This window comes from Desulforhopalus singaporensis (assembly GCF_900104445.1).
GTDB lineage: Bacteria > Desulfobacterota > Desulfobulbia > Desulfobulbales > Desulfocapsaceae > Desulforhopalus_A > Desulforhopalus_A singaporensis.
Window position 1 is genome coordinate 20,762 of record NZ_FNJI01000013.1, and the last position, 26,954, is coordinate 47,715.

A 26,954-nucleotide genomic window follows, 5' to 3' on the forward strand; every position below is an offset into this window, starting at 1 on the left:
GAGGATGTTGTAATGGGTGAAATTGATCTGGCCACAGTGAACTGGGCAAGGGCGCAGTTCACTTTGACCGCGATGTATCACTGGTTGTTTGTCCCGATCACACTGGGACTGTCATTTCTGTGTGCGTTTTACGAGACCATTTATGTACGCACCGGCGACCAGGCGTGGAAGAGGTTGACCAAATTCTGGATGACCCTGTTCGGGATCAACTTTGCCATCGGCGTTGCTACCGGCATAATCATGGAGTTTGAATTCGGGACAAACTGGTCAAATTATTCCTGGATGGTGGGAGATATCTTCGGTGCCCCCCTGGCTATTGAAGGAATATTTGCCTTTTTCCTTGAAGCGACATTCTTTGCGGTGATGTTTTTCGGTTGGGAGCGCACCTCCAAGGGGTTTCATCTCTTTTCCACCTGGATGGTTGCTATCGGCTCCAATCTGTCCGCTCTCTGGATTCTTGTCGCCAACGGCTGGATGCAGTATCCGGTCGGTATGGCGTTTAACCCGGATAATGCCAGGTTCGAGATGCAGAACATCTGGGAGGTGGTGTTGTCGCCGGTGGCGGTGGCCAAGTTCACCCACACCACCACCTCGAGCTTTGTGGTCGGATCATGTTTTGTCATAACCATTTCCTGCTACTATCTGCTCAAAAGACGCCATGTGGATATGGCGAAAAAATCGATCGCCGTGGCTGCGGTGTTCGGGCTTCTCTCAAGTTTTGCAACGGCGGTTACCGGTGATGAGTCGGCCTACGCCAACGGTCATTTCCAGCCGATGAAGATGGCGGCCTATGAGGGACTGTACCAAGGTGCAAAAGGTGCTGACATTGTCGCCTTCGGCATCCTCAACGGCGACAAGGAAGTTGGCGACGATAAGGACCCGTTTACCTTTGAACTCAGTATCCCCAAGGGGTTGTCCCTGCTCGCCAAGCGGGACCTGAACGCGTTTGTCCCGGGAATCAACGATCTGGTATACGGCAATGAGGCGGAAAACATCGAATCCATCGGCGACAAAATCACCAAGGGGAAAGCGGCGATAACCGATCTCAAGCTGTACAAGGAAGCATCGGCCAACGGCGACGAGGCGGCCAAGAGCGCGGCTCTCGCCAGATTCAACGAGAACCAGGCCTATATGGGATTTGGCCATCTGAACAGTCCCGAGGAGGCGGTGCCTCCGGTGGCCTCAACCTACTATTCTTTCCACTACATGGTTTACGTCGGGTCGGCTGTAATACTTTTGTTCTTACTGTTTCTCAGGGCAACTCTCAAGGATACCCTGGCTGATCAGAAGTGGCTGCTTGGACTGGGCGTGCTCTCCTTTTTCGCCGTCTATCTCGCCTCGGAGTTCGGCTGGGTGGTCGCTGAAGTCGGGCGTCAACCCTGGGCGATCCAGGATATGCTGCCGGTGAAAATGGCAAGTACCAATATAGCTGCGACCAGTGTGGCGACGACTTTCTTCATCTTCTTGGTTCTGTTTACAATCCTGGCGATCGCGGAACTGAAAATTATGCTCAAGCAAATCAATATCGGACCGGAGGACGAATAAAATGATCGGGAAGCTGGATATAACGACACTGCAGCAGATCTGGTGGATTCTCTGCTCGATAGTAGGGTCCCTCTTTCTTTTTCTCACCTTTGTCCAGGGTGGCCAGACGCTTCTCTGGCAGGTGGCAAAAGATGACAGGGAGAAAGCGCTGGTGATCAACTCTCTGGGCCGGAAGTGGGAGCTTACCTTTACCACGCTGGTGCTCTTTGGCGGCGCCCTGTTTGCCGCCTTTCCAAAGTTTTATGCAACCAGTTTCGGCGGCGCGTACTGGGTGTGGATGCTCATCCTTTTCACCTTCATCGTCCAGGCGGTGAGCTATGAATACCGGAAAAAGCCGGGCAATCTCCTTGGGGAAAAGGTGTATGAGCTGTTTCTTTTTATAAACGGCTCGGTGGGGATTCTGCTCATCGGCGCGGCCATCGGTACTTTCTTTACCGGCTCCAATTTTACCCTCAGCGGGTTTAATCAGGTAACCTGGACGCACCCCCTGCGAGGACTTGAGGCGGCGTTTTCCCTTTTCAACCTGGCCATGGGGATTTTCCTGGTCTTCAACGCCAGGACCCTTGGCGCCATGTACCTGGTCAACAATATAGACTTTACCGGAGTGCCGGAACTGGAAGCCAGAATGCGGAAATCGTGCATGCAGAGTTTTCTCATATCGTTGCCGTTTCTGCTCTATGTGCTGGTCTCCCTGCTCATAATGGACGGGTTCGGAACCGGTGCTGACGGTGTGGTCACCATGGTGGCCAAAAAATACCTGGGTAATCTGCTCGGAATGCCGGTGGTTCTTGGAATGCTGGTTGTCGGGCTGTTCCTGGTGCTGATCGGGGTCACCCGCACCGCCCTTGGAACCGGTACCACCGGCATCTGGTTCGGCGGTCTCGGCACCGTCCTGGTCGGTCTCGCGGTTCTTTTTACCGCCGGATTCAACGACACGCCGTTTTACCCGTCAAAGGCCGATCTGCAGTCAAGTCTCACCATATACAACGCATCGTCGAGTCATTATACCCTTACGGCAATGACCTACGTGGCCTTGTTTATTCCCGCGGTTTTGGCCTATATCGCCTATGTGTGGCGCCAGATGGATCTTAAGAAAATCAATATGGACGATATCAGCGACAGAAAAGCGTATTGAACCAGAAAAGTATCCGAGCAGGTGGGGTGCGATTGGAGGATTATACCATGATGAATGCAGTATTGTTGATCGGCTGGGTTGTACTTATTTATGTCTCTTACAAAGGGGCGGTGGCCGTTCTGAAAAAAACGGATCTTCTCTGATCCACTGGTTGCTAAGAACCGGAAAAACCCCCTTGGCGGCGAAGTGCCGGCAAGGGGGTTTTGTGCTCATTGAGGAGCTGCGGTCCGGCCCGGATAGGCTGGCCGACTGTTTGTCGCAGGGCAAGCTATCCGGGAAAGTGGTATCACGGTCTCGGGTCAGGAGGGAATTTGCCGAAAATAAGAGGCTAGAGTAAATTCTGTTGTCTGTACCATGTAGCCGTCAGCTCCAGCCCTTCTTTGAGGCCGAACTTCGGCTGGTATCCCAGTTTCGCCTTTGCCTTGGCAATGTCGAACGACCTGGATTTGGTAAAAAAGTCGACCCTGCGCCGGTATATCGGCGGTTCAATGCCCAAGGGGATGCAGATCTTCTCGCAGAGCGAGCCGGCCAATTGAAACGGCAGGGCCGGGATATGCAGTATTTTCCGGGGCTTGTTGAGAATTTGGGCGATGGTGTTGAGCAGGTCGTCAAGGCACATATTCTCTGCGCCGCCGATGATAAACACCTCACCTATCGCTTCCTCCCGCTCGGAGGCGAGGATAAAGCCCTGCACCAGGTCGTCAATGTAGACCATATGGTAAAACATCTTCCCGTCACCCAGCACCGGTGTAACATTTCTCGCCGCCAGTTTAAATAATTTGAGCAGCCGCAGGTCACCGGGCCCGTAGATCGCGGTGGGCCTGACAACCGACAGGGCTATACCGTTTTTGGCGGCAAACTCTCTTGCCCAGAGTTCTCCCTCGAGTTTGGTCCGCTGATATATATCGGCAGGAGCAAAAGGCGACTCTTCGGTGGCCGGGGGATTCTTCACGTCACCGTGTACTCCCACCGTTGAGCAATGCACGACCCGGGCGACATTGTACTCAAGCGCCGCTTCAAGCAGATGCTTTACCCCTTTGACATGAATGTCATGATAGTCCTGATCCACGGATTTTGCCGAGCGGAACATGGCGGCTATATTGAACACTTTTTCCACACCGTTGACAGAATCCCTGACCGCGTCCCTGTCCCGGATATCTCCTTCACGTATGTCGAGCAGGGGATGACTTGCTAACGCCACACGCTTTTTGCTTCTGACCAGGATACGTACCTCGTGTCCATCGTCGAGAAGACGTTTGGCAAGGTTGTGTCCGGTAAACCCGGTTGCTCCGGTGACTAGTATTTTCATAATTTTTAGCTTGTTCTCTTTCGTTGATTTGTTTCTATCGCCAGACAGATTTCTTGGTAGAACGTTTTCAGTTTTCTCCTGAACGCACCAAGCGAATAGTTTTCTCTTGCCAATTGCCGCCCCCGCGAACCAATCCGTTCCCGCAACTCCCGGTCGTTGAGCAGCTGTTCCATGCCGTCTGCCATGGCAGATTTCTCCGGAGCGACAAGATAGCTTATTTCATCGCTGAGCACCTGGGTGTGAGTGAACAGGTTGGTGGCAAGAACAGCTTTGCCCGAATCGAGGTAGGAGTAGAGCTTCATCGGTGTATTGTTGCCCTGTATCCTTGGTGACAGCAGAATGTCGGCCTGCTTCAGGTAATGCCCCAGCAGTTCGACAGGGCGCATGCCGCAAAAATAGGTGTGGGCGGCAATACCCAGCTGCTCCGCTTTTTTTCGGTAACTGTCGATGGCGGGCTCGGTTCCGCCGATGATGACAACGTTGCCGGCGCATCCCCGCTCCAGGGCAAGCTGGAATCCCTCAAACAGCAGATCTATCCCCTGGTACCCTTCGAGGTTGCCGACATAGAGCATGATCGGCCCGTCGAGGTCATATTTTTCCCGTAGATCCTCGTCGCCTGGTGCCTCATCTTCGAGCAGGCTGATGTCTTCGAGCCGGGCGATACGTTTGTCCGGATCATGTTTTGCCGCGATATCTTCAAGGGCTTTGCAGACGGCGACGACCCCTATACTGGATCTTACCGCCACACGTTCGAATACCTGCAGCGGCTTGAGCAATGGGGAGAGAAACTGCAGCTTGTCAACAATCTGTATCGGCAGGGACGAATCCATATCGTAGATATACGGTACCCTGAACATCTTTTTCAGCACCTGCGCAATAAATGCCGCTTCCTCAACGGCATGCAACACATCAAAATCATATCGGCGCAGAAGAGCCACCGCCTTGAAGAACATTGCGGCGTCATACACAATTTTTTTCCAGGAAATGGAAGGCGGAACGTTTTTTACCCCAGGGACATGTACGCAGCGGTGTATGGTTACCCCGGCTATATCAATCTTTTCGCCTTCCGGAAAAACCAGGAGATGGACATCATGGCCGAGCAGTGCAAGCTCCTCGACCAGCAGTTTTATCGCAATGGGGGTGCCCCGGTGCTGAAAAAACGGCTGCGGTGCCAGTACAAGAATCCGCAACTTGTCAATTTCGCTCATTATCGCAACTCACTTTCTGTTTAGTCTGTCTTGGTTTGCACCGTGTTTCAGGGCAGTCGGTCACTTCTGAAAATTATCGGCGAACCGAAGAAATGGGTCAATGACGTCGCTTGCAGACAGTTTTCCACAAGTGATGAAATCTTTTTGTTATTAAGCTTGCGGTGAATCACCATCGGCAGTAAAAATTCCGGCTTAAAAAGGGGGGCGCCAAATCCGTTACGCTCAAGCACCTGCGCCATCTGTCCTCTGGAAAAGAGCGTGTATGGCCTGGTATTACCTTCCATTTTCTTTTTCATTGCGAACAGGTGCTCGTAGAGGATGTTGACAGAGCGGCGATCGGGATAATCGCATATTACGCACCTGTCTGCGACCCTGCAGAGTTCGGCCAGCAGCTCCTGCCACCTTTGTGCATGGGGAAGCAGCCTGAACGAGATGACAACGTCGAACGCATTGTCTTCATAGGGAAGATTGAGGCAGTCGCAGGTGAGGTAGGTGAAATTGCTCGAACCTATCCGTTGATCAAGACGCTTTCTGCATATGTCGTCGCTACCGGTTACGGTTACCTCGAATCCTTTTGCAACCAGCGGCTCAGCCAGTTGCGCATGTCCACCGCCAACATCGAGAATGCGGGCGCCGGAAAGGTCTTGGAGCAGGGCGAGGGTGATCGCCTCCTGCTTTTCCAGGAAATATTCGCCCGCCTGGCCGCTGAAGCGTTCAGCATAACCGGCTGAGGCGGTTTCTATGTCAGCAGTTTCCAAAAACATTGTTCACACTTCTCTCTGTTGTTCTGTGGGTACGGCAAGCGGTGCGAAAACACGCCTGACCTTTGCAATTTGGTGCTGTCGCTCTTCTTCGTTCCAGCCCAGTTCCTCTCCCATATGAGCGGCCAGACGCTCCAGCACCTCCTGGGCCGGGCATTCAGCCGACCCTATGCCAGACCTTCGGAAAACCACGTCAGGCAGCTGCCGGGCCATTTCATTTCTGATAAAATGCAGTAATTCGGCCCTGAGCAGCTTCGGCTCGTCAACCAGCCAGAGAACCTCGTCCCGCAGCGGTCCGGAATCTTTTTGGTACTCACTGGCCAAAACACCAAGGATCTCCCGCCAGCCTTTTCCATAGTTGCTCTCGAGATGCTCTTTTATGGCTGGGTATTTCGGGCCAAGCGCTGAAATCACGGGGTGGAAATCCGGCTGCACCACCCCTGTTTCCAGGGAGTTGCGGCCGTTGCGCCTGCCGAGAAACTCCGGTCTGGAGATTATCTTTATCACTTTTTCCGCAATATCCGGGGCGGTGGTGTATTTGACACCTTTTATTGAAAGCAGGCCACTCACCCCCCCTGTTGCGCCATGATCTACAATCGTCGACGATTTGTCGAGCTGCACCGAATCGGATGCCGACTCGTCCGCTTCGGTCATCGGCAGCAGTCCGCCATGGTAGTAGCCGACATCAGCCATGGTGAGATCGCCCTTGGGGTATATCTTGTTGATATCGGCAAGAAGTTCCTCGATATCAACGCGGCTGATGGAATAGTGGTTAGGATCACCATGAAACGGCTTGTAGCCTGTTCCTATCATTGTGAACCGGTCAAGCCACGGGACGAAGAAGAATAGTCGTTTTCCCCTTTTGATCAGGGCATCCCGGTCAGTATAGTCGGTATAGCCCTCCAGGCCGACGGCATATCCCTGAAACAAGCTGCGCTTGATGACAATATTCACCGCCGAGGCCAGAAGCTGCGAATCCGGTTTCCCGTTAGCCACTTCTGCCAGCCAGGGACCGGCAGCATTCACAACCATGCGGCATTTGACCAGTCGGGTCTTGCCGGCAGTGTCGTCCTCGATAACAACGCCTGTGACCCTGCCGCCTTCCGTCTCAAGTTTCGTTGCCCTGGTATAGTTGACGGCCACAGCGCCGTATTGCACCGCTTCTTTAACGTACTCCAGGGTCAGCCTCTCGGTATTGCCGGCAACGGCGTCGTACCAGACCGCTCCGCCGGTAAGACCTTCCGTGTTTATTCCCGGTACGGTGTTGATGACTTCACGGGCTGAAATTGAAGAGGAGCAGGGCAGGCGGTTTTCCTTCTCCAACCCGCGATTGCGGTCGGCAGCAATGAGATCATACACGCCAAATGCCAGCCGCATGGTCTCTTTCCCCCGTATTCCATGACCGTAGGTGGGCATCATGCACTTGAGGGGGCGGACCAGGTGAGGGGCAAAAGCCATCATGGCCCGGCGGGACCTGATAGACTGGCGCATTCGCGGGAAATCACCGTGCTGCAGATAGCGGATACCGCCGTGAATTATTTTAAGACTGTTGGCTGAGGTGGCACAGCCGAAGTCGCCCTTATCCAGCAGCGCTACTGTATATCCTCTTGAAGACGCTTCAGACGCCAGGATGGCTCCGTGTATTCCGGCTCCGACAATTATCAGGTCAAAGATTTTATTCTCCAACTGTTTATACTCTTTCTGCATACAAATCACCACTTCCTCTGCATCACCTGTCAGGTCCGGTTGACGGTTCGCCGCCTGGCCGGTCCCTGTCCTGGTTTTCCAGCAGGCGGCTGTTTATTTTTCCTACATAAGCAGCCGTAAGAGCCACCAAAAAAACTGCAGGGTCATGAAAGCATAAATCCCTGCCGCCACATCATCCATCATGATGCCTATCCCGCCATGGATATGGGTGTCAAACCAAGAGACGGGGAAGGGCTTGAAAATATCGAAGACGCGAAAAAGGGCAAACCCCGCCAGCCATGCCGCGGGATTATCCGGCGCCAGGGTGAGGGTAATAAACATCCCCAGGACTTCATCAATAACAATGCATCCGGCATCGGGGGTGTCGAGAATTTTCTCTGCTGAACCGCAAACGAAAAAGCCGACGATAAAGAGCGTGAGCAGGATGAGGCAGTAGCTGCCAAACTCAAGGTCCTTGATCAGAAGCCAGGGGAGCAAGGCGGCAAGAGATCCCCAGGTTCCCGGAGCCTTGGGAATTTTTCCAACATAAGCGCAGGTGGCGATAGCCATGATGAGCCGGTTCATATCAGTTTCATCCCCTGCTGCTGGATTTCCAGATAGACCTCTTTTAACGGGATCTGTTGTTTTATAGCCAATTTTTTGCACTCCTCATATTCAGGGTAGATAACCACACCCCTTGAGGTCTCGACCTGTTTGGCGAGAATTTCTCCCCACCTTGTCGCCACCATGACTTTTTTCCTGGGCAGCGTCATGCGCTGTTCGGTGCGGAACCTCAGCCCAATGGCGGTGGTCTCGGTCAGAATGGTCTGTTTCAACCGGTGCGCATAAGCCGGTGCGGCGATAACCTGAAGGGTGAAGCCAGCCCGGCCTTTTTTCATTTGCAGGGGGCTGAGGGTGACATCAAGCGCCCCCCGGTCAAAAAGCAGTTCGGCCAGGTAGGGAAAGCCCTCTGGACTCCAGTCGTCGAGATTGGTCTCAATTATCTCGATATGCTGACTCTCCGCAACGTTTAGCTCCCTTCCGACCATGCATCTGAGCAGATTGGGCTGGCCGTTGTCCAGCACCGTGGTGCCGGCACCGTAGCCGGTTGCCGTAATTGTCATTGGCGGCAGCGGGCCGAACTGGTCGGCAAGAACGCTGACAAGGGCCGCCCCGGTGGGAGTGACGAGTTCCTGCCTGAGATCGACCCCATAACAGGGAATACCCCTGAGCAGTTCGCAAACCGCCGGAGCCGGCAGTGGGAGCAGGCCGTGGTCACACCGGGCAAAACCGCGGCCTGCAGGAAGGGGGGAACAGTGTACCCGGGATATCCCGAGCTTTGCCAGACAGGCGACCACCCCTACGATGTCGACTATGGTGTCGAGACCACCCACTTCATGGAAATGGACGCGGTCTGTGGCGATGTTGTGCACCTGCGCCTCCGCTTCCGCCAGAACCTTGAAAACCGCCCCGGCTTTAGTCACGATTTCTTCGCTGAGCCCGCTTCGTTCGAGGATTCCCAGAATCGATGGAAGGGTTCGCAGTTCCTGGCGCCTGGTGGCGTCGACCGTTATCCTGCAGGCCTGGATGGAATTTATCGTTACCCGCTGAATCGCAACGCTGAAGTCGGACAGGTGCAGTTTTGCCAGTTCGTCCCTGAGTTCCTCGTCACTGAGGCCGCAGTGCAGCAGGGCTCCGAGAAGCATATCGCCGCTTACCCCGGAAAAGCAATCCAGATAGCAGGTCTGGCCGTGTCCCGGGGCGTTCATCTCCCCGTTTCCTCTGCTGCAGAGCCAAGGGTCATACCCGGTGTGAGACTGCATCCGCAGAGAAAGGCTTCAACACTCATCCGCTTCTTGCCTTCAGGCTGGATTTCCCTGATGCGCAGACTGTTGCTGCCGCAGGCGATTACCAGGCCGCTTTTGTCGGCCTGCAGCAGGGTTCCCGGTTCGCTGCCGCTGTCCTTATGGATTACTTCAGGGCGGAAAAGGCGCAGCCGTTTGGTGTTGAGAAAACAGAAGGCGGAGGGCCAGGGGTCAAGGCCCCGGATCAGACATTCGACTGTCTTGGCATCCTTGGTCCAGTCTATGAGGCCGTCGCTCTTTTTCAACATTGGCGCCAGGGTCGCACAGGTATCGTCCTGGGGGGTCGGCGTAATCGCCCCCTCCTTGAGCCCCCTGATCGACTTGAGCAGAACCTTGCTTCCAAGTTCGGAGAGCTTGCCGAAAAGAGAGCCGGCGGTCTCTTCACTGTCCGGAGTAAGTTTTGCGGTAAGCAGCATATCTCCGGTGTCCATTCCCTCGTTCATCTGGATGATCGTCACCCCGACTTCCTGTTCGCCGTTGATTACTGACCACTGGATGGGGGCTGCTCCCCGGTATTTGGGAAGCAGGGAACCATGGACGTTGATGCAGCCCATAGGAGCAAGCTCCAGCAGGGACTTGGGGAGTATTCTGCCGTAGGCCGCGACCACGATGATGTCCGGCTGGTATGACTGCAGCCCGTTACGGAACTCCTCTGTCTTGATTTTTGCCGGCTGCAGCACCGGAATGTCGGCTTCGAGTGCGACCTCCTTGACCGGCGGCGGACTGAGATTTTTACCTCTCCCCTTTGCCTTGTCCGGCTGGGTGACGACAGCCACCACCTCGTCCGGACTATCAATCAGGGCTTTAAGAATTGCTGCCGCAAAATCGGGAGTTCCCATGAAAATAACGCGTAGCGGTTGCGTTGGCATTGTCGCTCCTATTTTTGTTTAAGCCATTTTTTTACTTTCTTCTTATAGAGATTTCGCTTCAGTGAACTGAGATGATCGATGAAAAGGATACCGTTGATGTGGTCGATTTCGTGCTGCAGCACAACGGCGAAACGATTTTCCGTCGTGAGACTCTGTTTTTTGCCTTCCAGGTCGTAGTAGTCGACGGTGATTTTTCTGAACCTGTTTACCTTGGCCGTCAGGTCCGGGACGCTCAGACATCCTTCCTCGTCGAGCTGGCTGCCTTCATGGTGGGTAATCTCGGGGTTGATCATGGCCTTGTATTCCCGGTCTTCCTGGTTTTTTGAGGTGTCGACCACGATCAGCTTCAGGGACTCTCCTATCTGCGGAGCGGCAAGGCCGATGCCCGGTGCATCGTACATTGTATCCGCCATGTCGCTGACGAGTTTTTTTAATTTTTCGTCAAATGTGGTGATGGATTCGGTCTGTTTTCGTAGGACCGGTTCGGGGTATTGGTATATTTTCCTGACGCTCATTGTGTTGTTCTATTCGTTGCTGGCCATAAAAGCCAAATTATTATTTCGCCGAAAACGGGCAATGTACCATAACAACTGTTTTATTGCCACGTTAACAAAGGTAAGCACATATTATCCGGTTGTTAATACACCAAAGGGGTTCGACCCGTGGCAACGAGCTTTTAGCGGGGAATACGGGCGGGGGAATCGGCGCACGGTGCAGGGCTGGAAACAGCTTGACTAATTGACAAATCTGGTGTGTCATGTAGTGGTTCAGCTATCCTGTCATGAAAGTGGTACAGTTGGGGATCTGGCAGCAGGATCAGGCTGTTTTCCCCGTAACAATACAAGTAGCGGTCGACCGACGGGTCAACTCATATTCATTAAGAGTAACTGAGATGCATATTATTTTTCCCTTGGCGGCGTATCTGTTGGGATCGATTCCCTTTGGCCTTGTGATCGGCAGAATGGCGGGTATCGATGTCCGAAAAGAGGGCAGCAGGAATATAGGGGCGACCAATGTTTCCAGGGTTCTGGGGAAAAAACTCGGATTTATTACCCTGGTGTGCGATTGCCTGAAGGGTTTTGTGCCCACCTATCTGGCTGCAGTGGTGCTGGCCGAGAGCGGTTCTTCTGAGCTGGTCACGGCGATGACGGGGCTGATGGCTGTGGTCGGTCACATGTTTCCTGTTTACCTGGGGTTTCGCGGAGGCAAGGGGGTTGCAACCGGACTGGGGGTTTTTTTATTTTTCTCTCCTGCTGCCATTGGCATCAGCCTGCTTATTTTTGTTGTCTTGGTGGCTGTTACCGGTTTTGTGTCGGTCGGTTCTCTTCTGGCTTCCGGCCTGATTCCGGTGTGGCTCTATCTGTTGGGAGCATCGAAGGTGACTGTGGGGGTGGCCGTTGTGATTGCTCTGCTCATCTGGCTCAAACATCACCAGAACATCGCGAGGCTGCTGAGGGGAGAGGAAAAGACCTGGAAGAAGAGCGCTGGTTGATGCGGGGATAACGATGAGGTGCCGCGCCAAAAGACGGAGCCCTGGTTCTTGATCAGGCGTTTTTTTGATTTGGCTACGTGCGGTAATGTGTTGAAATTGAGGGGGAAATATTGTTTTTCTGGTTGCGTTTTCGGTTAAACGTTACACCAGGATTGAAGGCGGAGGAAAACGGGTATGTTTGGTGCGCGAATAGAAAACCTTAAAAGAAACATGGTAAAACAGGAGGTGGATGTCCTGGCGTTAAACGGTGGGCCGACCCTGTCCTATTTTACCGGACTCCATTTCCACCTCATGGAGAGGCCTGTTGTGCTGCTGTTGCCTGTGGACAACGATCCTGTCATTATCCTGCCGGAACTCGAACTGGCAAAACTGGAAGATCTGCCGGTATTTGCGGATGTCTTCAGTTATGGGGAAAACCCGGATACCTGGTACGGGGTTGCAGCCGATGCGATGACCTCACTGGCGGGGAAAAAAAAGAAAATAGCGGTGGAACCCGTATGGCTTCGGTTTCTGGAGTACGAACTGCTCCGCCGGGGGTGTCCGGAGGCGGAGTTCATTGACGGATCAGGGCTTGTTGCCCGGTTGCGGAGCATCAAGGATGGTGGTGAGCTGGCCCATATGCGCAAGGCGGTGCGAATCGCCGAAGACGCCCTTGAGGCAACTCTTGGCAGCGTCAGGGAAGGTGTAAAGGAAGAGGAGGTTGCCTCGGAGCTTTTTCTCCAGCTGCTTCGTCACGGTTCGGAACCGGACCTGCCTTTTTCCCCCATAGTATCTTCGGGACCAAACGGCGCAAACCCGCACGCCAGGCCTTCTGAACGGAAGCTTTGCCGGGGTGATCTGCTGGTGATCGACTGGGGCGCCCGGTATAACGGATATGTTTCCGATCTCACCAGAACGTTTGGCATCGGGGAGCTGGACAGCGAAACAGAGCAGGTGTACCAGCTGGTCAAGAGCGCCAACGAGGCCGGCCGTAACGCAGGTGGTCCCGGAGTTGCCTGTTCCGCGGTTGACCGTGGCGCCAGAAACGTTATAGAAACAGGAGGTTACGGAAGGTTTTTCAGCCACCGGACGGGCCATGGGCTTGGGCTGGAATGTCACGAACCCCCCTTTATCCGCGGCGATAACATGGAGGTGCTGCGGCCCGGTATGACCTATACCGTCGAGCCCGGCATCTATCTTGCCGGCCGCAACGGCGTAAGGATCGAAGACGATGTGGTGGTCACCCAGTCCGGGGTGGAGTCGCTTTCGACAATGTCCAGGGAGCTTCGCTATCTCTAGCCTGATGTTTCTATCCTCAGCCCCTGACAACCCAACGCCGGGTTGGTCAGGGCGGCGAACTGTTGAGCTCAGCCGGCGTTGCCTTAATCGTCGCCGTCGTCTTTTTTCTCCTGTTTTTCCCGGGTCATCTGTTTTTCGAGCATGATCTTGAGGATGGTCTTGTCGGCCTGGGCCATGCCGTTGTGACTCAGAATCCCCATGTTCTGAATTGTCTTCTGGGTGGAACTACCGATAATCCCGTCGGTATCCTTGACGTTTATTCCGTGCAGTGAAAAAAGCGCGGCCTGCACCGCAGCACCCGCAGCGGTATTGAGCTTGAGGGCGCAGCCCGCCTTGGCCCCGTCGCAGATTACGCCGGCCAGGTCCTCGAGGATATTCTTGATTGCCCCCTCCATATGGTGAACATCGCCGCCCACCAGGTAGGTGATTCCCGCCGTCGCCCCGGCACCCGCGGCCATCGAACAGCCGCAGACGGCAGACAACCTGCCGGTGTGCGCCTTAACGTAGGCGGTGATGATGTGGCTCAAGCCGATGGCCCGTAAAAGTGTGGCCCTGTCATGATCGATGAAATCCTTTATTGCCCAGATGGGAAGGATGGCGGTAAGGCCGTGGTTGCCGCTTCCTGCCGAGCTCATAGCCGGAAGCTTGGCACCGCCCATGCGGGCATCGGCTGCTGCCGACGTGAGCCGTCTGGCGGAACTGGTCATGTCCCTGACCAGCAATTTCTGTTTGATCAACCGGTCTATTGCCTTGCCGATTCCCAGGCCGCTGCCGTGCTTGAGTCCGTATTCGGCGAGTGCCAGATTATGGTTGACCCCCTCTTCGAGAAACTTGAGATCTTCTTCGTCGAGATCGGCGGTCAGTTCAATAATATCCTCAAGGGTGAGCTGTTTCAGCCAGTTCTCAAGATCCGCCAGGGTGTGCCGGCCAGATTTTCCTTTTGCCCGGTGCAGGAGCGGCGACTCTCTAATCTCTTTATCGTTGAGCTTGAGGCTGACGATGTTGTTGTGCAGATCGAGAATAAGGGACTCGGCCGTATCGTCTCCTGCACAGATTCTGGTCCTGACGTAAAGTCCTGTTTCTTCACGCAGGTTGACCTTTACTTTTTGGGCTTTCAGTAGCGCGTGCGCCCTGCTGATCCCCTGCTCGTCAAGACTGTCGAACACCTCCAGCCCCCTTGCCGGATCTCCCCCACAGGCTCCGAGGGCGGCGGAAGTGTCGAGCCCTTTAAGCCCTCCGGTGCCGGGGATGGTTACCGCCATCCCGTTTTTATAAATATTGGGGTCGATCCAGATCTCGATGGAGTCGAATTCCTTCCGCGGCAGAAGGAATGCTGCTGCTGCCGCTCCAAGGGCGATGGCAACCGGCTCGGTGCAGCCGAGTGCCAGGGTCACTTCCATCTCGAGAATGTCTTTCACTGTAAAATTCATCCATGTCTCCAGTAACGGCAGCTGTAGGTAGAGGTCCCGTTTAAAGGGCTACGATAAAATCAATTTCAATGTCGGATTCCAGCGGAAGGGCCGCGACCTGAACGGTTGAGCGGGCCGGAGGCTCGTCGGGGAAAAATTTGGCGTAGGCGCTGTTGACGGCTTGAAAATCCTCCAGGTCGGTGAGGTAGATGGTGGCTTTTACCACCTTTGACAGGTCGGTACCTGCTTTTGCGGCAATGGCCGCCGCGTTGGATAATATCAGTTTGGTCTTTTTTCCTATATCCGCTTCAAGCAGCCGGCCGGTTTCAGGATTGAGCGGCAGCTGGCCGGAAATGAAAAGAAAACCGTTTTCGGCAATACCCTGGGAATAAGGGCCAACGGCGGCTGGGGCCTTGGCGGTGGCGATGACGGTTCGACTCATACTCTACCTCCCGGTCAGAAATCTTGTTATTTTTTATTTTTCTTCAAATAGTTGTATACCGTGTATTTGGTGACGCCCATCAGCCTGGCTGTTTTTTCCACGGCACCTTTGAGCCGGAACGTGCCGTTTTTTTCAAGAAGAGCAATAAGCCGGGTTCTGTCCTCGACGGTCATCGCAGTTGGATGTCTGCCAACTTCGTTTACCGCCCGGGAAAATAGAGCTTCAATACTCTGGTTAAAAGAGCGGGGTAAGGTCTCGGCAGCCTGGCCGGGGTGCGGCGATTCCTGGGTGAGAAATGGGCGCAGGACCTGGCTTGCGGTGTAAAAATCGGTGGTGTCGAAATTGATACAGAAGGCGGCCACAGGGACCCCGCTTGAATCCCTTATGAGGGTGGTGGTTGATTTCAGGTTCCTGCCGTCCTCGGTTGTGGTCTTGTAGTTGCAGGTATTAATCGGCGAGGAAACCTTCTGGTTGGCCAGCTGTCGCAGCAGCTCTTTTGTCGGAGCTCCTGTTGTTTTTCGGGTTACGTCTCCCTGTATGTAGACCAGCGAATCGGGCAGCGAGGTCAGGTCATGAACGCATGCCTCACAGTTTTTGCCGAATTGGGCAACGACACCGTCAGCCAGGTGCTTGAGATTCTCTATGATTGATTCACATTCGGTCATGGTAAAATGTGGAATTTATTTAATTCGTGGTTAGTTCTGTGAATATGCACCAATAATGTGGCCAATGACGCAAAAGGTGTCAATCAAAAAAATGGAACCGTCTTAAAAATATTAAAATTATTTCGATATAAACGCAAAATGTCAAGTAACGCCCTGAATTATTGATCAATATTTAAATATATTTTCGGATTGGCTTGTAAAGCCACCCTATACGATAGATAATTGTATAAAACCTGCCGCAATAATCTATCTCAACCTGTTCAGGAGGGGAACGATGACCGAACAACGAAAAGATTCACTCCATTACCACATTACCTCAGTAAAAAAAGCAGACCGGGTTTTCGAAAACGCTTTTGAAGGCGTCAGCCGCATGGTGTTGGAGGGGGATATCGATAAAGTAGTCGTTAATGGAAAGTCCACCTTTGACTTCAGAATGTTCAGAGAGGGGAAGAAACATATCATCGGCATGTACGATGAGATCAATTCCTTTGTCTCCTTTATCAAGGACGCTTCCCAGGGAGGGTCTTCCAAGGAGATGGCTTTCGTTCTGGTCGGCGAACCGGGCAATGGGAAAACCTTTCTGGTCGAGTATCTTTGCAATATGTATCGAAATTTCCTCTCGATTCCCAAAAACAGAAAGTACACGTTCCGCTTTGTCGGTCTGGATAAGATTGGCAGCTATGGCAATATAAAGACTATCGAATCGCAGACCTACGAGGATCCGATGGTTCTTGCCATGAACCTCTATGAGACCCAGGATGAATCGGCAAAATATCTTTCACGGCGTTATCGGGTTGCTCCGGAGATGCTGGAAAAATGGTATGACAATTATCGTCCGCTCGGTGCGTGCTCAGCCTACATCTGGAACGATATCCGTAATTATACCGACGGTAAGCTCGACGATATGCTCGAGTTTATAGAGATAACCCCGGTTCCGCTGGTTGAGAGCCTGGGGACGGTGACCGGGAAATATCCGGCCAAGGACAAGATCACCTCCTCGGCGGTGGATCTTCTCGGCGAGGAGTCGATCCAGCGGCTGCTGCATATCTCCGATACCAACAATCCCTACCGGTTCGATCTCAGGCGCGGGGCCCTTGCCAGGGTTGCGGGAGGAGGGATACATTTCAGTGATGAGATATACAAAAACAAGAAAGACCTGGTCCAGGTCTATCTGGGGATTATCCAGAACAGGTGTATTGAGATTGACGGTTACAAATGGCCCATCGATACCCTGATAGTGGCGACCAGCAACAACTCGGAATTCAACAGGTTCCTGGAGGAAAAAGAAGAAGCGCCGATCGTTGACCGGTGCCGGATCTGCTATGTGTCTCACAATACCAATTATGTGCTGCAGCGCGATCTTACGGCCTACGCCATCGGCCATGAGTCGAAAACCACCCTCACCGGCGACAGCATGCACCAGGATCCCAATCTCAATTATGCCGCTTCGGTGGGAGTGGTGCTGACGCGGCTGCCCCGCTCGGAAAAACTGACCCCGGTGGAGACCATGAAGCTTGCAGCAGGAGAGGTCGCCGGGGAGAAAAGTCTCAAGACCCTTTCCGAAGTGATTGATACCCTGAGCCAGGAGCACGATATCACAAAACGATTCGGCCAGAAAGGGCTCGGGCAGCGAAATCTCGGCCGCTCCATCCAGCTTATGCTCGAGGGGTCCGAGACCAATGAGGGCAAGTGCATGTTTGCCTATGACGTGTTTCACGCGGTCGAGCGGGTGATTCTCGACTATGTCTCCGAGGCAAAGGACAGGACGAAGTTCCTGGAAGATCTCAAGATTGCCAAAGGGCTGTACCGAGAAAGAATCATGACCGAGATGTTCAACGCCTATATGGACGAGCCGCTGGCCATCCGCAAGGATGTGATGAACTATGTCAATATGATTATCGGCATCGATGCGGAAAATCTCGGCACCGACAAGATGTGGAAATATAAGAATCCGCAGACCGGTGAGCTGCAGGCACTCAAGATCGATGAACGCTATATCAACTCGGTCGAGGACTGTCTCGGCCTGAAGACCAAGGAGCAGAAAGACTCCTTCAGGACTTCGATCCGCAAGATTTACGGCCAGAAAATTTCGGTTCGTCCCGATTACGACTTCATGGATAACCTGGAACTGGTCAAAGCGGTGACCGATGTTCGGCTCAAGTCGGATATCGCCGGGTCCGGCAGCCTGATCGGGGCGCTGGCCAACCGGACCAACGAAGAGAACCAGAAACTCTACGACCGGATGATTGAGACGATGCTGGATAAGCTCGGGTATTGCAACACCTGCGCACAAAAGACAATCGAATATTTCTGTACCCAGGTCGATGAAAGCTGAAAGTACCTAGTGCGCGGGCTCAACAAGGCGGGCAGGAATAATTTTCGGTGAACGATATGAAGACCAGACTACGACAACTTTTTGCAGACCTCAGGAGTAGAGGGCTTACTCCCTTGCAGGAGAAGAAAATAAGGTTTGAGCTGGATATGGCGGAGCGTAACGGTGTCGACCACCGACAGACACCAGCGCCTTCTGTCTGCCCCATTTACCGCTATCATGACCTGGAAATGCTCCAGGACTTTTCTCCTGCAAACCTTACAGCGCTCACCACGGTACAGTCGCTGGATTATCTGCTTGAGCGCGACAAACAGCGCGAAAAGGACGGGTTCCCCCGGAAGATACGGGTCGGCAGGATGGTGAAGCCGAGCAAAAACGGCGACGACAAGGTCATTATTGTGCCGACTACGGTCGAGGAAAAGCTGGTTCACGACAAGATAAGGCTGGATGAAGAAGGGGAAGGCGGGGATGGCGATCCCTCCAGCGGGGACGGCGGTACCGGTGAAGGCGAGGAAGGAGATGTCATCGGGGAAGAGCCGGTTCGTCCCGATCAGGGCGGCGTCGGGGGGGCCGGCCAGGGCGAAGGCGCAGAGCATGATGTGGAATCGAACGCCTACGACCTGGGGAGGATTCTCACCGAACAGTTTGAACTTCCAAATCTCAAGGATAAAGGGAAAAAACGGTCCCTGACCAGATATACCTATGATCTGACCGACAAGCACCGGGGGTTCGGCCAGGTTCTCGACAAGAAATCAACCCTGAAAAGGATCATCCAGACCAATATCGCCTTGAAGAGAGTCCAGTACGGGAAAGAGGTGAACGCCAACGACCTGCTGATGTCGCCCGATGACCGTGTCTACAGGATATTGTCCAAGGAGAAGGATTACGAGTCCCAGGCGGTGGTGTTCTTTGTTCGGGACTATTCCGGATCAATGGGCGGCAAGCCGACGGAACTGGTGGTTAATCAGCATGTGCTCATCTACTCCTGGCTTATCTTCCAGTACAAAAACCAGGTGGAAACCCGGTTTATACTCCACGACACCGAGGCCAAGGAGGTGGAAAACTTCCAGGTCTACTACAACTCGACCGTTGCCGGCGGGACCCAGGTGGCGAGCGCCTACAAGCTTGTGAATGAGATCGTCGACGAAGAGTCTCTTGCAAGGGACAACAACATCTATGTCTTTCACGGAACCGACGGCGATGACTGGGACACCAAAGGGGAAAAGGCGGTGCCGCAGTTGAAAAAGATGCTGACCTATGTAAGCCGGGTAGGGATCACCATAGCTGAAAACGGCTATGGTATTTCAGGTCAGACTGAGGTCGAGAAGTATGTCAGGAAATCGGGACTTCTCGAGGAAAAAAGAGATCTCCTGAGAATGGATGTGATCACCAAGGATACCGAAGAGGAAAGGTTGATCAAAGGAATCAGAGAGCTTATCTCGTAACATGAGACAGAAGACGGCGTAGCCGGTTGGGGCGACGTTGTCTTCTTGGAAGGGGTGATATGGAACTTTTAAGTCAGCACGCGAAAAAGATCATGGAAGGCTGCAAGGAGCGGGCCCGTGATGCGGGGTTGCGGTTCCAGGACGACAGTCTCGAATATATTGTCACCAATCGTGACTTTCTCAGGCTTACACCGAAAAACATGATTCCCACCCTGTACGACTACTGGGTCCAGGATGTCGAAGTGATGAAGGAAGCGGGGCAGTACGAACTCTACCCCACCAACCCGTATGAGACGGTCATCAATACCAGGCCACCCATTTCGTACTATAACGATAATAACCCCGACTGGTTGAACGTGATGATTTTCTATCACGTTCTCGGCCATATCGATTTTTTCCAGAACAATCTGTATTTCAGGCACACCTGGGATTATGACTTTGCGGGCAAAGCCCTTTCCGACAAACGCCTGATTGCCAAGTTACGCTCCGAAAAGGGAAGGTGGGTGGATTATATCATTGAGTTTTCGAGGGGCATCGACAATCTGGTGGGATATTTTGACATGCTCATGGACCTGTCTGTCGAGCAGAAAAAAATGACCAGGATCGATTTCTATTTTGATGTTTTTATCCAGGGAAAAAAGAACAGCTCGATTGTAGACTACGTTGGGGAGATCGAAAAATACAACCAGTTCGAAAGGGATTTTCCCGGGGAAGGAGAACTCCGCTTTATCGACGATGTCCGCACCAGGCACGCTGAATTCGAATCCCTCTATGAGAAGGAACTGAAAGCGAGGGAGAAGGGCAACAACAGGCGGGATCTGCTGCAGTTCCTTATGGATAAGTCTGAATTCCTCAATCAGGAGGAAAACAAGTGGATGCATTCGGTGATGGAGGTGATCCGCACCACGTCACTTTATTTTCAGCCGCAGATCCGCACCAAAATCCTCAACGAGGGGTGGGCCAGTTACTGGCACGAAAATCTTTTCCTGCAGGACGACCGGATCAGCGGTCATGAAATCGATTTTGCGGTGGTCAACGCCAAGGTCACCTCTCTTCCCCGGGTAGGCCTGAATCCGTATGCGTTGGGGATGAGGCTTTTTTATTATATCGAGGAACAGGCGGATAAGGGGAAAATCTCCTATGATTATCAACGGATTGCCGATCAGTATCGCCGCCGGAAATTTGATGTGGGTGCTGGCGGCGGCAAAGAGTTTATCTTCAATGTCCGGGAAAATTTTTGCGATGCCATGTTTATCGCCAACTTCATCGACCAGGAGTTTGTCGACAAGCACAAACTGTTCGTCGCCGGCAAGCGCCTCAATAAGAAAAGAATGACCTGGCAGTATTATGTCAAGTCGAAAAAAGCGCGCCACTATCGGAAAATGGTAGCCGATGCCCTGTATCATCCGCCGGCTATCAAGATAGACGTGGATGAGAACAACAGCCTGGTAATCAACCATATCTTCGAGGGTAAGCCGCTGCTTCGCGACTATATCCGGGGAACGATGATGGGAATCGAATTTTTGTGGGGCAACAAGGTTATTCTTTTTACCGAGGAACCCGAACCTGTCAAGAAGCAGCCGGGACAGAGCCAGCAGGCGCAGCAGGAAAAAGGGCCGGGAGAGGTGAAGTGGAAGCGGGTGAAGTACACCATGAAAGACCGCAAGCTGAACCGGGTTCTGGTTGACTAAAGCAAGCAACGGGGTGGAAGATGCGTGATTTGACGAAAGCGCTGGAGAATCTGAAAAACAACGACGGGCATTTCCTGCAGTCTCCGATTATATCTTTTAACGATTTTCTCAGGGAGGCAAAAAAGCATCCGGAGCGGGTTCTTCGGGATGTGTATCAGGTCTATTCGGATATGGTCGATTCCCATATCTGTGAAGGTCTTGACGAATATGACGGCGATCCGGAATCGATCGGGTTCTTGAAGTATGACTGCGGCAGGCTTTTCGTGGAAGGAGCCGACCGGGCCTTTTTCGCCGACAGGCTGTTTGCCAACAGGCTGATGCGCCATGTCGACAGCTTCAAGGTTGGGACCAAACAGAATAAAATCTATATCTTTGACGGCCCGCACGGAAGCGGAAAATCAACATTTCTCAACAACCTGCTGAGAAGTTTCCAGAAATATGCAAATTCTCCTGAAGGATCGAGATACGAGGTGGTGTGGCATCTCAAGAGTGAGCAGGCGTTGGAGAGTAACAACAGTTTTAATGCGATAGCGGAAAAGCTCGCCCTGCTGCTTGAAAACGAAGGCAAAAAGGATCTTGCCGCGGAAATGACTGGTGTTTCGCCGAAAGAAATCGACTCCGAAGGATATTTTTATGTCCCCTGCCCGAGTCATGACAACCCGCTGCTGCTGCTTCCCAAGGAATTGCGGCGTCAGTTCTTCGACGACCTGTTTGAGGACGACAGGTTCAAGTGGCAGCTTTTTACCCAGAAGAAATATGAATGGATTTTTCATGATGAACCCTGCACCATATGTGTTTCCATTTACCAGGAACTGTTGAAGAAAATGCGCAGCCCGCTCAAGGTGATGGAGTTTGTAAAAGCCCGTCCCTACATCGTCAACAGGCGGCTCGGGGAAGGGGTGTCGGTTTTCAATCCGGGGGACAAACCCCTCAAGCAGACCATAATGACGGACAACAGGATACAGCGAGGGCTCGATGGGGTCTTTGGCGACAGCAAGAAGGTGAGTTACCTCTATTCCCGGTACGCCAAGACCAACAACGGCATTTACGCCTTGATGGATATTAAATCGAATAATTCAGAGCGGTTGATCGAGCTGCACAATATCATCAGTGACGGTATTCACAAGGTGGAGGACATTGAGGAGAAGGTCAATTCCCTGCTTATTGCCATCATGAATCCTGAAGACAAGAAGATGATGGACGACATGCACGCCCTCGCCGACAGGGTCGAATATATCAATATCCCCTATGTTCTTGATCTGCAGACGGAAGTGGATATTTATCGGGAAAATTTCGGCAGGCATATCGATGAGAGCTTTTTGCCCAGGGTGTTGCACAATTTCGCCCGGGTGATCATCGCCACGCGACTCCGTACCAAGTCGGAGGCAATGCAGGAGTGGATAAGTACGCCCGGGAAGTACAAAATGTATTGTGATACCAACCTGCAGCTGCTCAAAATGGAAATCTATACCGGGTATATTCCAGAGTGGCTTGTGGAAGAGGATATGAACAATTTCACGAGAAAACGACGCGAAAAGATTATCGCCGAGTCTGAAAAAGATGGCTGGAAAGGATTGTCCGGCCGGGATTCCATCCGTCTTTTCAACGAGTTTTATTCTATCTATGCCCGGGAAGACAAGCTTATCGACATGTCGATGCTGGGCAAGTTTTTCCGCAAGTTCTGCAAAAGGGACCGTGATATCCTGCCCATGGGTTTTCTTGATTCCCTGCTGAGAATGTACAATTACACCGTGCTGCAGGAGGTGAAGGAGGCGCTCTACTACTATAACGAGGAGCAGATAGCCAGGGAGCTGAAAAATTATATTTTTGCGGTGAATTTTGAGCCGGATACCATGGAGTTTTGCGAATTTACCGGAGAACGGATTGAAATTACGGAAGAATTCTTTGCCCGGATAGAGGCCAGACTGCAGATCGATCCCCGCACCAGCGCCTCGTTTCGGGCCAATGTACAGAAATCGTATACAACCGTCGCTCTTCCCCAGGAGATGTTGCGCGACGGACGTGATATTTCCCAGACGACGCTTTTTGAAAATCTTCGCGAAAAATGTATATATGGTCTGAAGGAAAAAGTTCTTGAGCCGTTTTTGAAAAATGAAAATTTCCGCAGGGCGGTGAAGGATTACAATCTTGAAGATTTCAAAACCTATGACAAGAAAATACGTGACGACGTCACCTTCATGATGGAGAATCTGCAGCAGAATTACGGTTATTCCCGGCAGGGGGCAAAAGAGATCTGCATTTACGTCATAGACAACAATCTCGCCCAGGTCTTCTCCGAACCAAAGCTTGAGCTGGCCTCATCATAACCATCGACGAAAAACAGATATCGGTGCATTTCTTTCATTACCACCCTTACCGGGTATTCATTCCGTCGAACGCCACCAGGATCATTGTCGGTACCCTGCCGCCGCCGCGTTTTACCCTCAAGCTGCTCAAGGAGGGTGATGTGGATTTCTGCTACGGCAGCTGCGACGGGATGTTGTGGCCGGTTGTTGACAGGATCTTCAACCTGGGGCTGCGTTATGACAACTCTGAGGAGGCGGTGGTGCAGCGAAAACAGTTCCTGATTGCCCAAAATCTCGGGATCTGTGACATAGTAGCCTCCTGCTGGCGGTCGAAGATCGATTCCTCCGACCTTGGCATGCAGCGGATCAAGCTACGCGACATCCTTATGCAGCTCAGGGTCCATCGGAACGTACAAGGTCTGATATTTACCGGGAAAAACTCGAAAAACGGTCCGGAATACCTGTTCCGCAATCAGTTGCGAGAGGCGGGAATGAAGTTGACCAGGGTCGACGACACCTCCCTGCGGCGCCATGTGTTCGACTATGACCGCAGGAAAGTGACCACCGTATCGCTTATTTCCCCTTCAAATGCCGCCAACAGATCCATTGGCGGCAGTAAACTCTATAAAAAAAGAAGGGCGCAGCACCCCGGTTATTCGACCTTTGATTTTCGCGTTGAACAGTACCGGGATGTTTTTTTAGCCGATAGATAGGGGGGGGATGCTTACAGTGGTTTGCGCTGCCTGCAGGTCTAAGCTTTGGCGGTATGATAAAATAGGACACGGTCACGTGGTGAGATGTCATAAAGCGAGAATCACCAAATGGCACAAGGCTGAAACACGCGGCCATAAATTGTATTGTCCCTGTGGCAAGCCGGTGGCGATAGATAAGGGCGGTCATTATCGTATGATTGCCGGAAATTTCACCCATACCGGCACCAAGAGGAACAAGCGCTGATGCGGCAGTTGTGTCTGGTCTGGCATCAGGGATGGTTGTGTTGCGGCCGATCTGTTGTCGCTGAGACCCCGGGGGTGGTGTGGTCGGGTTCATAGCCTCCTGCAGGAGCGGCGCGAAAGACTTGGCGGGCGTGCGCCAGATGTTGGTAGAGAGAGAGATTTTTGCGGTGGGGCAGCCATTCGATGAGAAATACGGCCAGGGCCTCCCACATCGAGACCCAGGCGGCTATTGTCAGCCCCTCCGCTACCACGTTGGCGACAACAGATCGATCCGTTTCCAGCAGCCGGTTAAAAGAGACGGAGATAAAAAGAATGCAGATACCGATGCCAAAAAGTATCGCCGAGCGCCGGAACATCTGCATGATCATACGCATCTCTATGTCCTTGAGGTAGATGAAGTAGGTGTAGACGCTGCGCTGTATCCGGCATACGGTCGGTTCATCGGGAGGTTCCAGCAGGGTGAAGCGGATGATGAACGGATTCCGTGATACCTCCCGGGCGCAGTCAATCAGGTATTCAGCCAGATCCTGGTCCAGGTCCCGCCTGATATACGGCGCACTCTTGTCGAAGTTATCGTAAAGATCCTGAACGCGTGTCGCGGAAACATCTATTACGATTCGGCCTTCACTGTCGCGTTCATATCGACTGAGAACGTTTTGTTTCAATTTCGGCTCCTTGCTCCCTGCCTGACCATGTCATGAAAACACCGGACCCAACCTGTTTCGACGCCGGACTCATCAGAGTCTTGAAATTAACAGGTTTTGCCTAGGATTTTGAAACCCTCCAGGAAATTATATCAGTTGATTTGCTCTAAAGTCCACACGTCATCAGACTCGAAAAAAATGGGGATAAAGAAAGCGCGCTAATCCGCCCTGTGCACCGTCAGCTGTGGGAAGGGGATCTCCCAGCCATGTTGGGTGCAGCAATCCACGCACCATTTCTGGATTGCCCTCTCGATACGCTTGCAGATGTCGGCGGCACCGCCTTCAAAATCGGCAAGCACGATCAGGTCAAGCGATGAAGAGTTGGCCTGCTGAAACTCCACCTGCAGATTGAGGCAGCTCTTGGCATAACCTTCCTCTTCCATTCTTTTTTCCAGGTATTCCTTCATGGTCGCAGGAACGGTCGAGGTGATTATCTCCTGAAGGCCGTAACTCACGCCAAAGGGAACCCGCAACCGGAAGTTTCTGGAGAGGTTGGCAGGAGATGCCTGGAGGAACACTTCTGTTGGATAGATAATCCTGCGACCGCCCCGCTCAACCACCTCAACCTGTTCATGGGAAAGACTTACAACCCGTGCGCGGGACCCGCCGTTAACCACGACCCAGTCTCCGCGCCGGCAGGGGAACCATGGCTCTTCAGGATTGAATGGCCGCGACACCAGGCCGATCAGGTCTTCAATTGGGACCCGCAGTTTGAGTTCAAGGGCCGGGTTCACCAGCTGGCAGAACACGTTGATCGATTCAACCTTCCAAGGGACGCCATGCAGAGTGATCCGCTCGTTCTCGCGCACAGCACCGATGTTGAGCATCAATCTTGCCTGCTGCCACAGCCGGGGTAGCCCATGGCGGATCGTCCAGGAGAGTCCCAGGAAAAAAATTATGGCGACGCTGAGGAGAAACCAGTCCTCGGCAAGGTATAAAACGAAAAAGAGTCCCAGCGTTGCCAGGATAATGGAAAGGACCTGGAAGATGATATAGAGCAGGCGAACCTGGAAAGACTTCACCTCCTTTTTGCCTACCTTGAAATAGATCCTGACAATAAGTTGATAGGCCAGGCGGCAGCCAAAGAGGATGGCGGCAAAGGTAACAGTTGCGATGATGAGGTACAAGCCCCTGGCGCGGAAGAATTCCTTGAGCGAGTCGCTGAAGCCCTCTACCATGGAAGTGTCCTGGTCCTGCAGCTTGGTCAGTTCGCTCTCGGCCAGGTCAAGCTTGCTGCGAGTTCTTTCATTGACGTTTTTCCATTCGGGAAGGAGGCTGTTGACCTCTTTTATCACCCTTTTGTCCCGGGACGTCTGCGCTACCGTCTTCAGATGTTTTACGGCCTCGGCCGCGGTCTGGGTCAGCGCCGACAGTTCGCTGACCCGTTCCTTGAGGTCGCTTCTTTTTCTGGCTTTATCGGTAAAGCGCTTCAGTTCCTTGATCGCCGGTTCCAGAAGGTTGGCCAGTTCGGCCTTCCAGCTGAAGGTCTCCGGCTCTTTTTCGGTGAAAAGGGCAGGCTCCACACCGGTTGCGATTCTCTCGAAATCCTTGGTGGTATCGGAAAGCTGTTTGTCCAGGTGCGCAATCTCTTGTTCCAGCGTCTTTTTCTCCGCTTCGGAATTGCTCTGGCCTAATTTTTTTCTTGATATCCTGATCTGCTCGTTCAGGTTCTTCTGCAGATCAAGCAGGGATCCCAGCATCTCCTCAGTGGTGTTTTCCGTTTTGGCACTCCGGGCTGCTGGCGCAGTGTCCACTGAACTGGCGTTGTCCTCGGAAAGGACAAGAACAGGGGGAAGCAAGAGGGTTAAAAAAAGAACAACTGTTAGAATTTTCTGCATAAATCTGTTCTGAATATT

22 protein-coding genes are annotated in these 26,954 nt (G+C 52.8%); 9 read left to right on the forward strand and 13 right to left on the reverse strand.

Features of this window, described 5'->3' with window-relative positions; genetic code table 11:
* Positions 1–12 precede the first annotated feature (12 nt).
* On the forward strand, positions 13–1,545 hold the full coding sequence (locus BLQ17_RS10425; protein WP_092222562.1) for a cytochrome ubiquinol oxidase subunit I: 1,533 nt from the start codon (positions 13–15) through the stop codon (positions 1,543–1,545).
* Position 1,546: 1 nt separating this feature from the next.
* Positions 1,547–2,680, forward strand: a complete 1,134-nt coding sequence (gene cydB / locus BLQ17_RS10430; RefSeq protein WP_092222564.1) for a cytochrome d ubiquinol oxidase subunit II — start codon at positions 1,547–1,549, stop codon at positions 2,678–2,680.
* Positions 2,681–3,008: 328 nt separating this feature from the next.
* On the opposite strand, the gene BLQ17_RS10435 is transcribed toward cydB, so the two are convergent.
* The 8 genes from BLQ17_RS10435 to def form a co-directional block, all read right to left on the reverse strand.
* Positions 3,009–3,989, reverse strand: coding sequence for an NAD-dependent epimerase/dehydratase family protein (locus tag BLQ17_RS10435; RefSeq protein WP_092222566.1), 981 nt, complete (start codon positions 3,987–3,989; stop codon positions 3,009–3,011).
* Between the two features lie 5 nt (positions 3,990–3,994).
* A complete protein-coding gene (locus BLQ17_RS10440) occupies positions 3,995–5,197 on the reverse strand; it encodes a glycosyltransferase family 4 protein (RefSeq protein WP_092222568.1) in 1,203 nt (400 codons plus the stop codon).
* 47 nt (positions 5,198–5,244) lie between these two features.
* Positions 5,245–5,961, reverse strand: coding sequence for a class I SAM-dependent methyltransferase (locus BLQ17_RS10445; protein ID WP_092222570.1), 717 nt, complete (start codon positions 5,959–5,961; stop codon positions 5,245–5,247).
* 3 nt (positions 5,962–5,964) lie between these two features.
* Positions 5,965–7,665, reverse strand: coding sequence for a glycerol-3-phosphate dehydrogenase/oxidase (locus BLQ17_RS10450; protein ID WP_092222572.1), 1,701 nt, complete (start codon positions 7,663–7,665; stop codon positions 5,965–5,967).
* A 102-nt stretch (positions 7,666–7,767) separates the two neighbouring features.
* Complete coding sequence (locus BLQ17_RS10455) at positions 7,768–8,229, reverse strand: phosphatidylglycerophosphatase A family protein (RefSeq protein WP_092222574.1); 462 nt, start codon at positions 8,227–8,229, stop codon at positions 7,768–7,770.
* Positions 8,226–9,413 carry a nickel pincer cofactor biosynthesis protein LarC gene (gene larC, locus BLQ17_RS10460; protein WP_092222576.1) on the reverse strand — a complete coding sequence of 396 codons (1,188 nt, stop codon included), beginning with the start codon at positions 9,411–9,413 and terminating at the stop codon, positions 8,226–8,228. The genes BLQ17_RS10455 and larC overlap by 4 nt, the downstream gene beginning before the upstream one ends.
* Entirely contained in the window at positions 9,410–10,378 is a 969-nt protein-coding gene (gene fmt / locus BLQ17_RS10465) for a methionyl-tRNA formyltransferase (RefSeq protein ID WP_092222577.1), read from the reverse strand. The genes larC and fmt overlap by 4 nt, the downstream gene beginning before the upstream one ends.
* Positions 10,379–10,386: 8 nt before the next feature.
* Complete coding sequence (gene def, locus BLQ17_RS10470) at positions 10,387–10,893, reverse strand: peptide deformylase (RefSeq protein WP_092222579.1); 507 nt, start codon at positions 10,891–10,893, stop codon at positions 10,387–10,389.
* Positions 10,894–11,270: 377 nt separating this feature from the next.
* Here def and plsY point away from each other — a divergent pair, with 377 nt between their 5' ends.
* Both plsY and BLQ17_RS10480 read left to right on the forward strand, forming a co-directional pair.
* Positions 11,271–11,870 (forward strand): glycerol-3-phosphate 1-O-acyltransferase PlsY, encoded by a 600-nt coding sequence (plsY, locus tag BLQ17_RS10475; protein ID WP_092222706.1) that lies wholly within the window; start codon positions 11,271–11,273, stop codon positions 11,868–11,870.
* A 174-nt stretch (positions 11,871–12,044) separates the two neighbouring features.
* Positions 12,045–13,148 (forward strand): M24 family metallopeptidase, encoded by a 1,104-nt coding sequence (locus BLQ17_RS10480; protein WP_092222581.1) that lies wholly within the window; start codon positions 12,045–12,047, stop codon positions 13,146–13,148.
* An 83-nt stretch (positions 13,149–13,231) separates the two neighbouring features.
* Here BLQ17_RS10480 and BLQ17_RS10485 read toward each other — a convergent pair whose 3' ends face one another.
* Genes BLQ17_RS10485 through BLQ17_RS10495 form a run of 3 tightly spaced genes read right to left on the reverse strand, consistent with a single transcriptional unit; the run spans position 13,232 to position 15,664 of the window.
* On the reverse strand, positions 13,232–14,578 hold the full coding sequence (locus BLQ17_RS10485) for an L-cysteine desulfidase family protein (protein WP_092222583.1): 1,347 nt from the start codon (positions 14,576–14,578) through the stop codon (positions 13,232–13,234).
* Between the two features lie 40 nt (positions 14,579–14,618).
* Positions 14,619–14,999, reverse strand: a complete 381-nt coding sequence (locus BLQ17_RS10490; protein WP_092222585.1) for a Rid family detoxifying hydrolase — start codon at positions 14,997–14,999, stop codon at positions 14,619–14,621.
* Positions 15,000–15,025: 26 nt separating this feature from the next.
* A complete protein-coding gene (locus tag BLQ17_RS10495) occupies positions 15,026–15,664 on the reverse strand; it encodes a helix-turn-helix transcriptional regulator (protein WP_092222587.1) in 639 nt (212 codons plus the stop codon).
* Positions 15,665–15,938: 274 nt separating this feature from the next.
* Here BLQ17_RS10495 and BLQ17_RS10500 point away from each other — a divergent pair, with 274 nt between their 5' ends.
* From BLQ17_RS10500 to BLQ17_RS10520, 5 genes are read left to right on the forward strand one after another with little or no spacing between them, the layout of a single operon-like run.
* Entirely contained in the window at positions 15,939–17,999 is a 2,061-nt protein-coding gene (locus BLQ17_RS10500; RefSeq protein WP_092222589.1) for a serine protein kinase, read from the forward strand.
* A 56-nt stretch (positions 18,000–18,055) separates the two neighbouring features.
* Positions 18,056–19,441 carry a DUF444 family protein gene (locus tag BLQ17_RS10505; RefSeq protein WP_092222708.1) on the forward strand — a complete coding sequence of 462 codons (1,386 nt, stop codon included), beginning with the start codon at positions 18,056–18,058 and terminating at the stop codon, positions 19,439–19,441.
* 59 nt (positions 19,442–19,500) lie between these two features.
* Positions 19,501–21,132 (forward strand): SpoVR family protein, encoded by a 1,632-nt coding sequence (locus BLQ17_RS10510; RefSeq protein WP_092222591.1) that lies wholly within the window; start codon positions 19,501–19,503, stop codon positions 21,130–21,132.
* 20 nt (positions 21,133–21,152) lie between these two features.
* Positions 21,153–23,459 (forward strand): serine protein kinase PrkA, encoded by a 2,307-nt coding sequence (locus BLQ17_RS10515; protein WP_092222593.1) that lies wholly within the window; start codon positions 21,153–21,155, stop codon positions 23,457–23,459.
* Positions 23,460–23,482: 23 nt separating this feature from the next.
* Positions 23,483–24,151, forward strand: coding sequence for a uracil-DNA glycosylase family protein (locus tag BLQ17_RS10520; RefSeq protein ID WP_092222595.1), 669 nt, complete (start codon positions 23,483–23,485; stop codon positions 24,149–24,151).
* A gap of 269 nt (positions 24,152–24,420) precedes the next feature.
* Here the strand turns inward: BLQ17_RS10520 and BLQ17_RS10530 are convergent, their stop codons facing one another.
* Positions 24,421–25,059 carry a hypothetical protein gene (locus BLQ17_RS10530; protein ID WP_092222599.1) on the reverse strand — a complete coding sequence of 213 codons (639 nt, stop codon included), beginning with the start codon at positions 25,057–25,059 and terminating at the stop codon, positions 24,421–24,423.
* Positions 25,060–25,256: 197 nt separating this feature from the next.
* Entirely contained in the window at positions 25,257–26,936 is a 1,680-nt protein-coding gene (locus BLQ17_RS10535) for a mechanosensitive ion channel family protein (protein WP_092222601.1), read from the reverse strand.
* Positions 26,937–26,954: the final 18 nt, after the last annotated feature.

Bases quoted from the DNA above. Each gene is read 5' to 3' on its own strand.
- cydB (WP_092222564.1), top strand. From the start codon at position 1,547: ATGATCGGGAAGCTGGATATAACGACACTGCAGCAGATCTGGTGGATT.
- BLQ17_RS10440 (WP_092222568.1), bottom strand. From the start codon at position 5,197: ATGAGCGAAATTGACAAGTTGCGGATTCTTGTACTGGCACCGCAGCCG.
- fmt (WP_092222577.1), bottom strand. From the start codon at position 10,378: ATGCCAACGCAACCGCTACGCGTTATTTTCATGGGAACTCCCGATTTT.
- BLQ17_RS10480 (WP_092222581.1), top strand. From the start codon at position 12,045: ATGTTTGGTGCGCGAATAGAAAACCTTAAAAGAAACATGGTAAAACAG.
- BLQ17_RS10455 (WP_092222574.1), bottom strand. From the start codon at position 8,229: ATGAACCGGCTCATCATGGCTATCGCCACCTGCGCTTATGTTGGAAAA.
- BLQ17_RS10435 (WP_092222566.1), bottom strand. From the start codon at position 3,989: ATGAAAATACTAGTCACCGGAGCAACCGGGTTTACCGGACACAACCTT.
- BLQ17_RS10515 (WP_092222593.1), top strand. From the start codon at position 21,153: ATGCGTGATTTGACGAAAGCGCTGGAGAATCTGAAAAACAACGACGGG.
- def (WP_092222579.1), bottom strand. From the start codon at position 10,893: ATGAGCGTCAGGAAAATATACCAATACCCCGAACCGGTCCTACGAAAA.
- larC (WP_092222576.1), bottom strand. From the start codon at position 9,413: ATGAACGCCCCGGGACACGGCCAGACCTGCTATCTGGATTGCTTTTCC.
- plsY (WP_092222706.1), top strand. From the start codon at position 11,271: ATGCATATTATTTTTCCCTTGGCGGCGTATCTGTTGGGATCGATTCCC.
- BLQ17_RS10490 (WP_092222585.1), bottom strand. From the start codon at position 14,999: ATGAGTCGAACCGTCATCGCCACCGCCAAGGCCCCAGCCGCCGTTGGC.
- BLQ17_RS10450 (WP_092222572.1), bottom strand. From the start codon at position 7,665: ATGCAGAAAGAGTATAAACAGTTGGAGAATAAAATCTTTGACCTGATA.
- BLQ17_RS10425 (WP_092222562.1), top strand. From the start codon at position 13: ATGGGTGAAATTGATCTGGCCACAGTGAACTGGGCAAGGGCGCAGTTC.
- BLQ17_RS10500 (WP_092222589.1), top strand. From the start codon at position 15,939: ATGACCGAACAACGAAAAGATTCACTCCATTACCACATTACCTCAGTA.
- BLQ17_RS10445 (WP_092222570.1), bottom strand. From the start codon at position 5,961: ATGTTTTTGGAAACTGCTGACATAGAAACCGCCTCAGCCGGTTATGCT.
- BLQ17_RS10505 (WP_092222708.1), top strand. From the start codon at position 18,056: ATGAAGACCAGACTACGACAACTTTTTGCAGACCTCAGGAGTAGAGGG.
- BLQ17_RS10535 (WP_092222601.1), bottom strand. From the start codon at position 26,936: ATGCAGAAAATTCTAACAGTTGTTCTTTTTTTAACCCTCTTGCTTCCC.
- BLQ17_RS10510 (WP_092222591.1), top strand. From the start codon at position 19,501: ATGGAACTTTTAAGTCAGCACGCGAAAAAGATCATGGAAGGCTGCAAG.
- BLQ17_RS10495 (WP_092222587.1), bottom strand. From the start codon at position 15,664: ATGACCGAATGTGAATCAATCATAGAGAATCTCAAGCACCTGGCTGAC.
- BLQ17_RS10485 (WP_092222583.1), bottom strand. From the start codon at position 14,578: ATGAATTTTACAGTGAAAGACATTCTCGAGATGGAAGTGACCCTGGCA.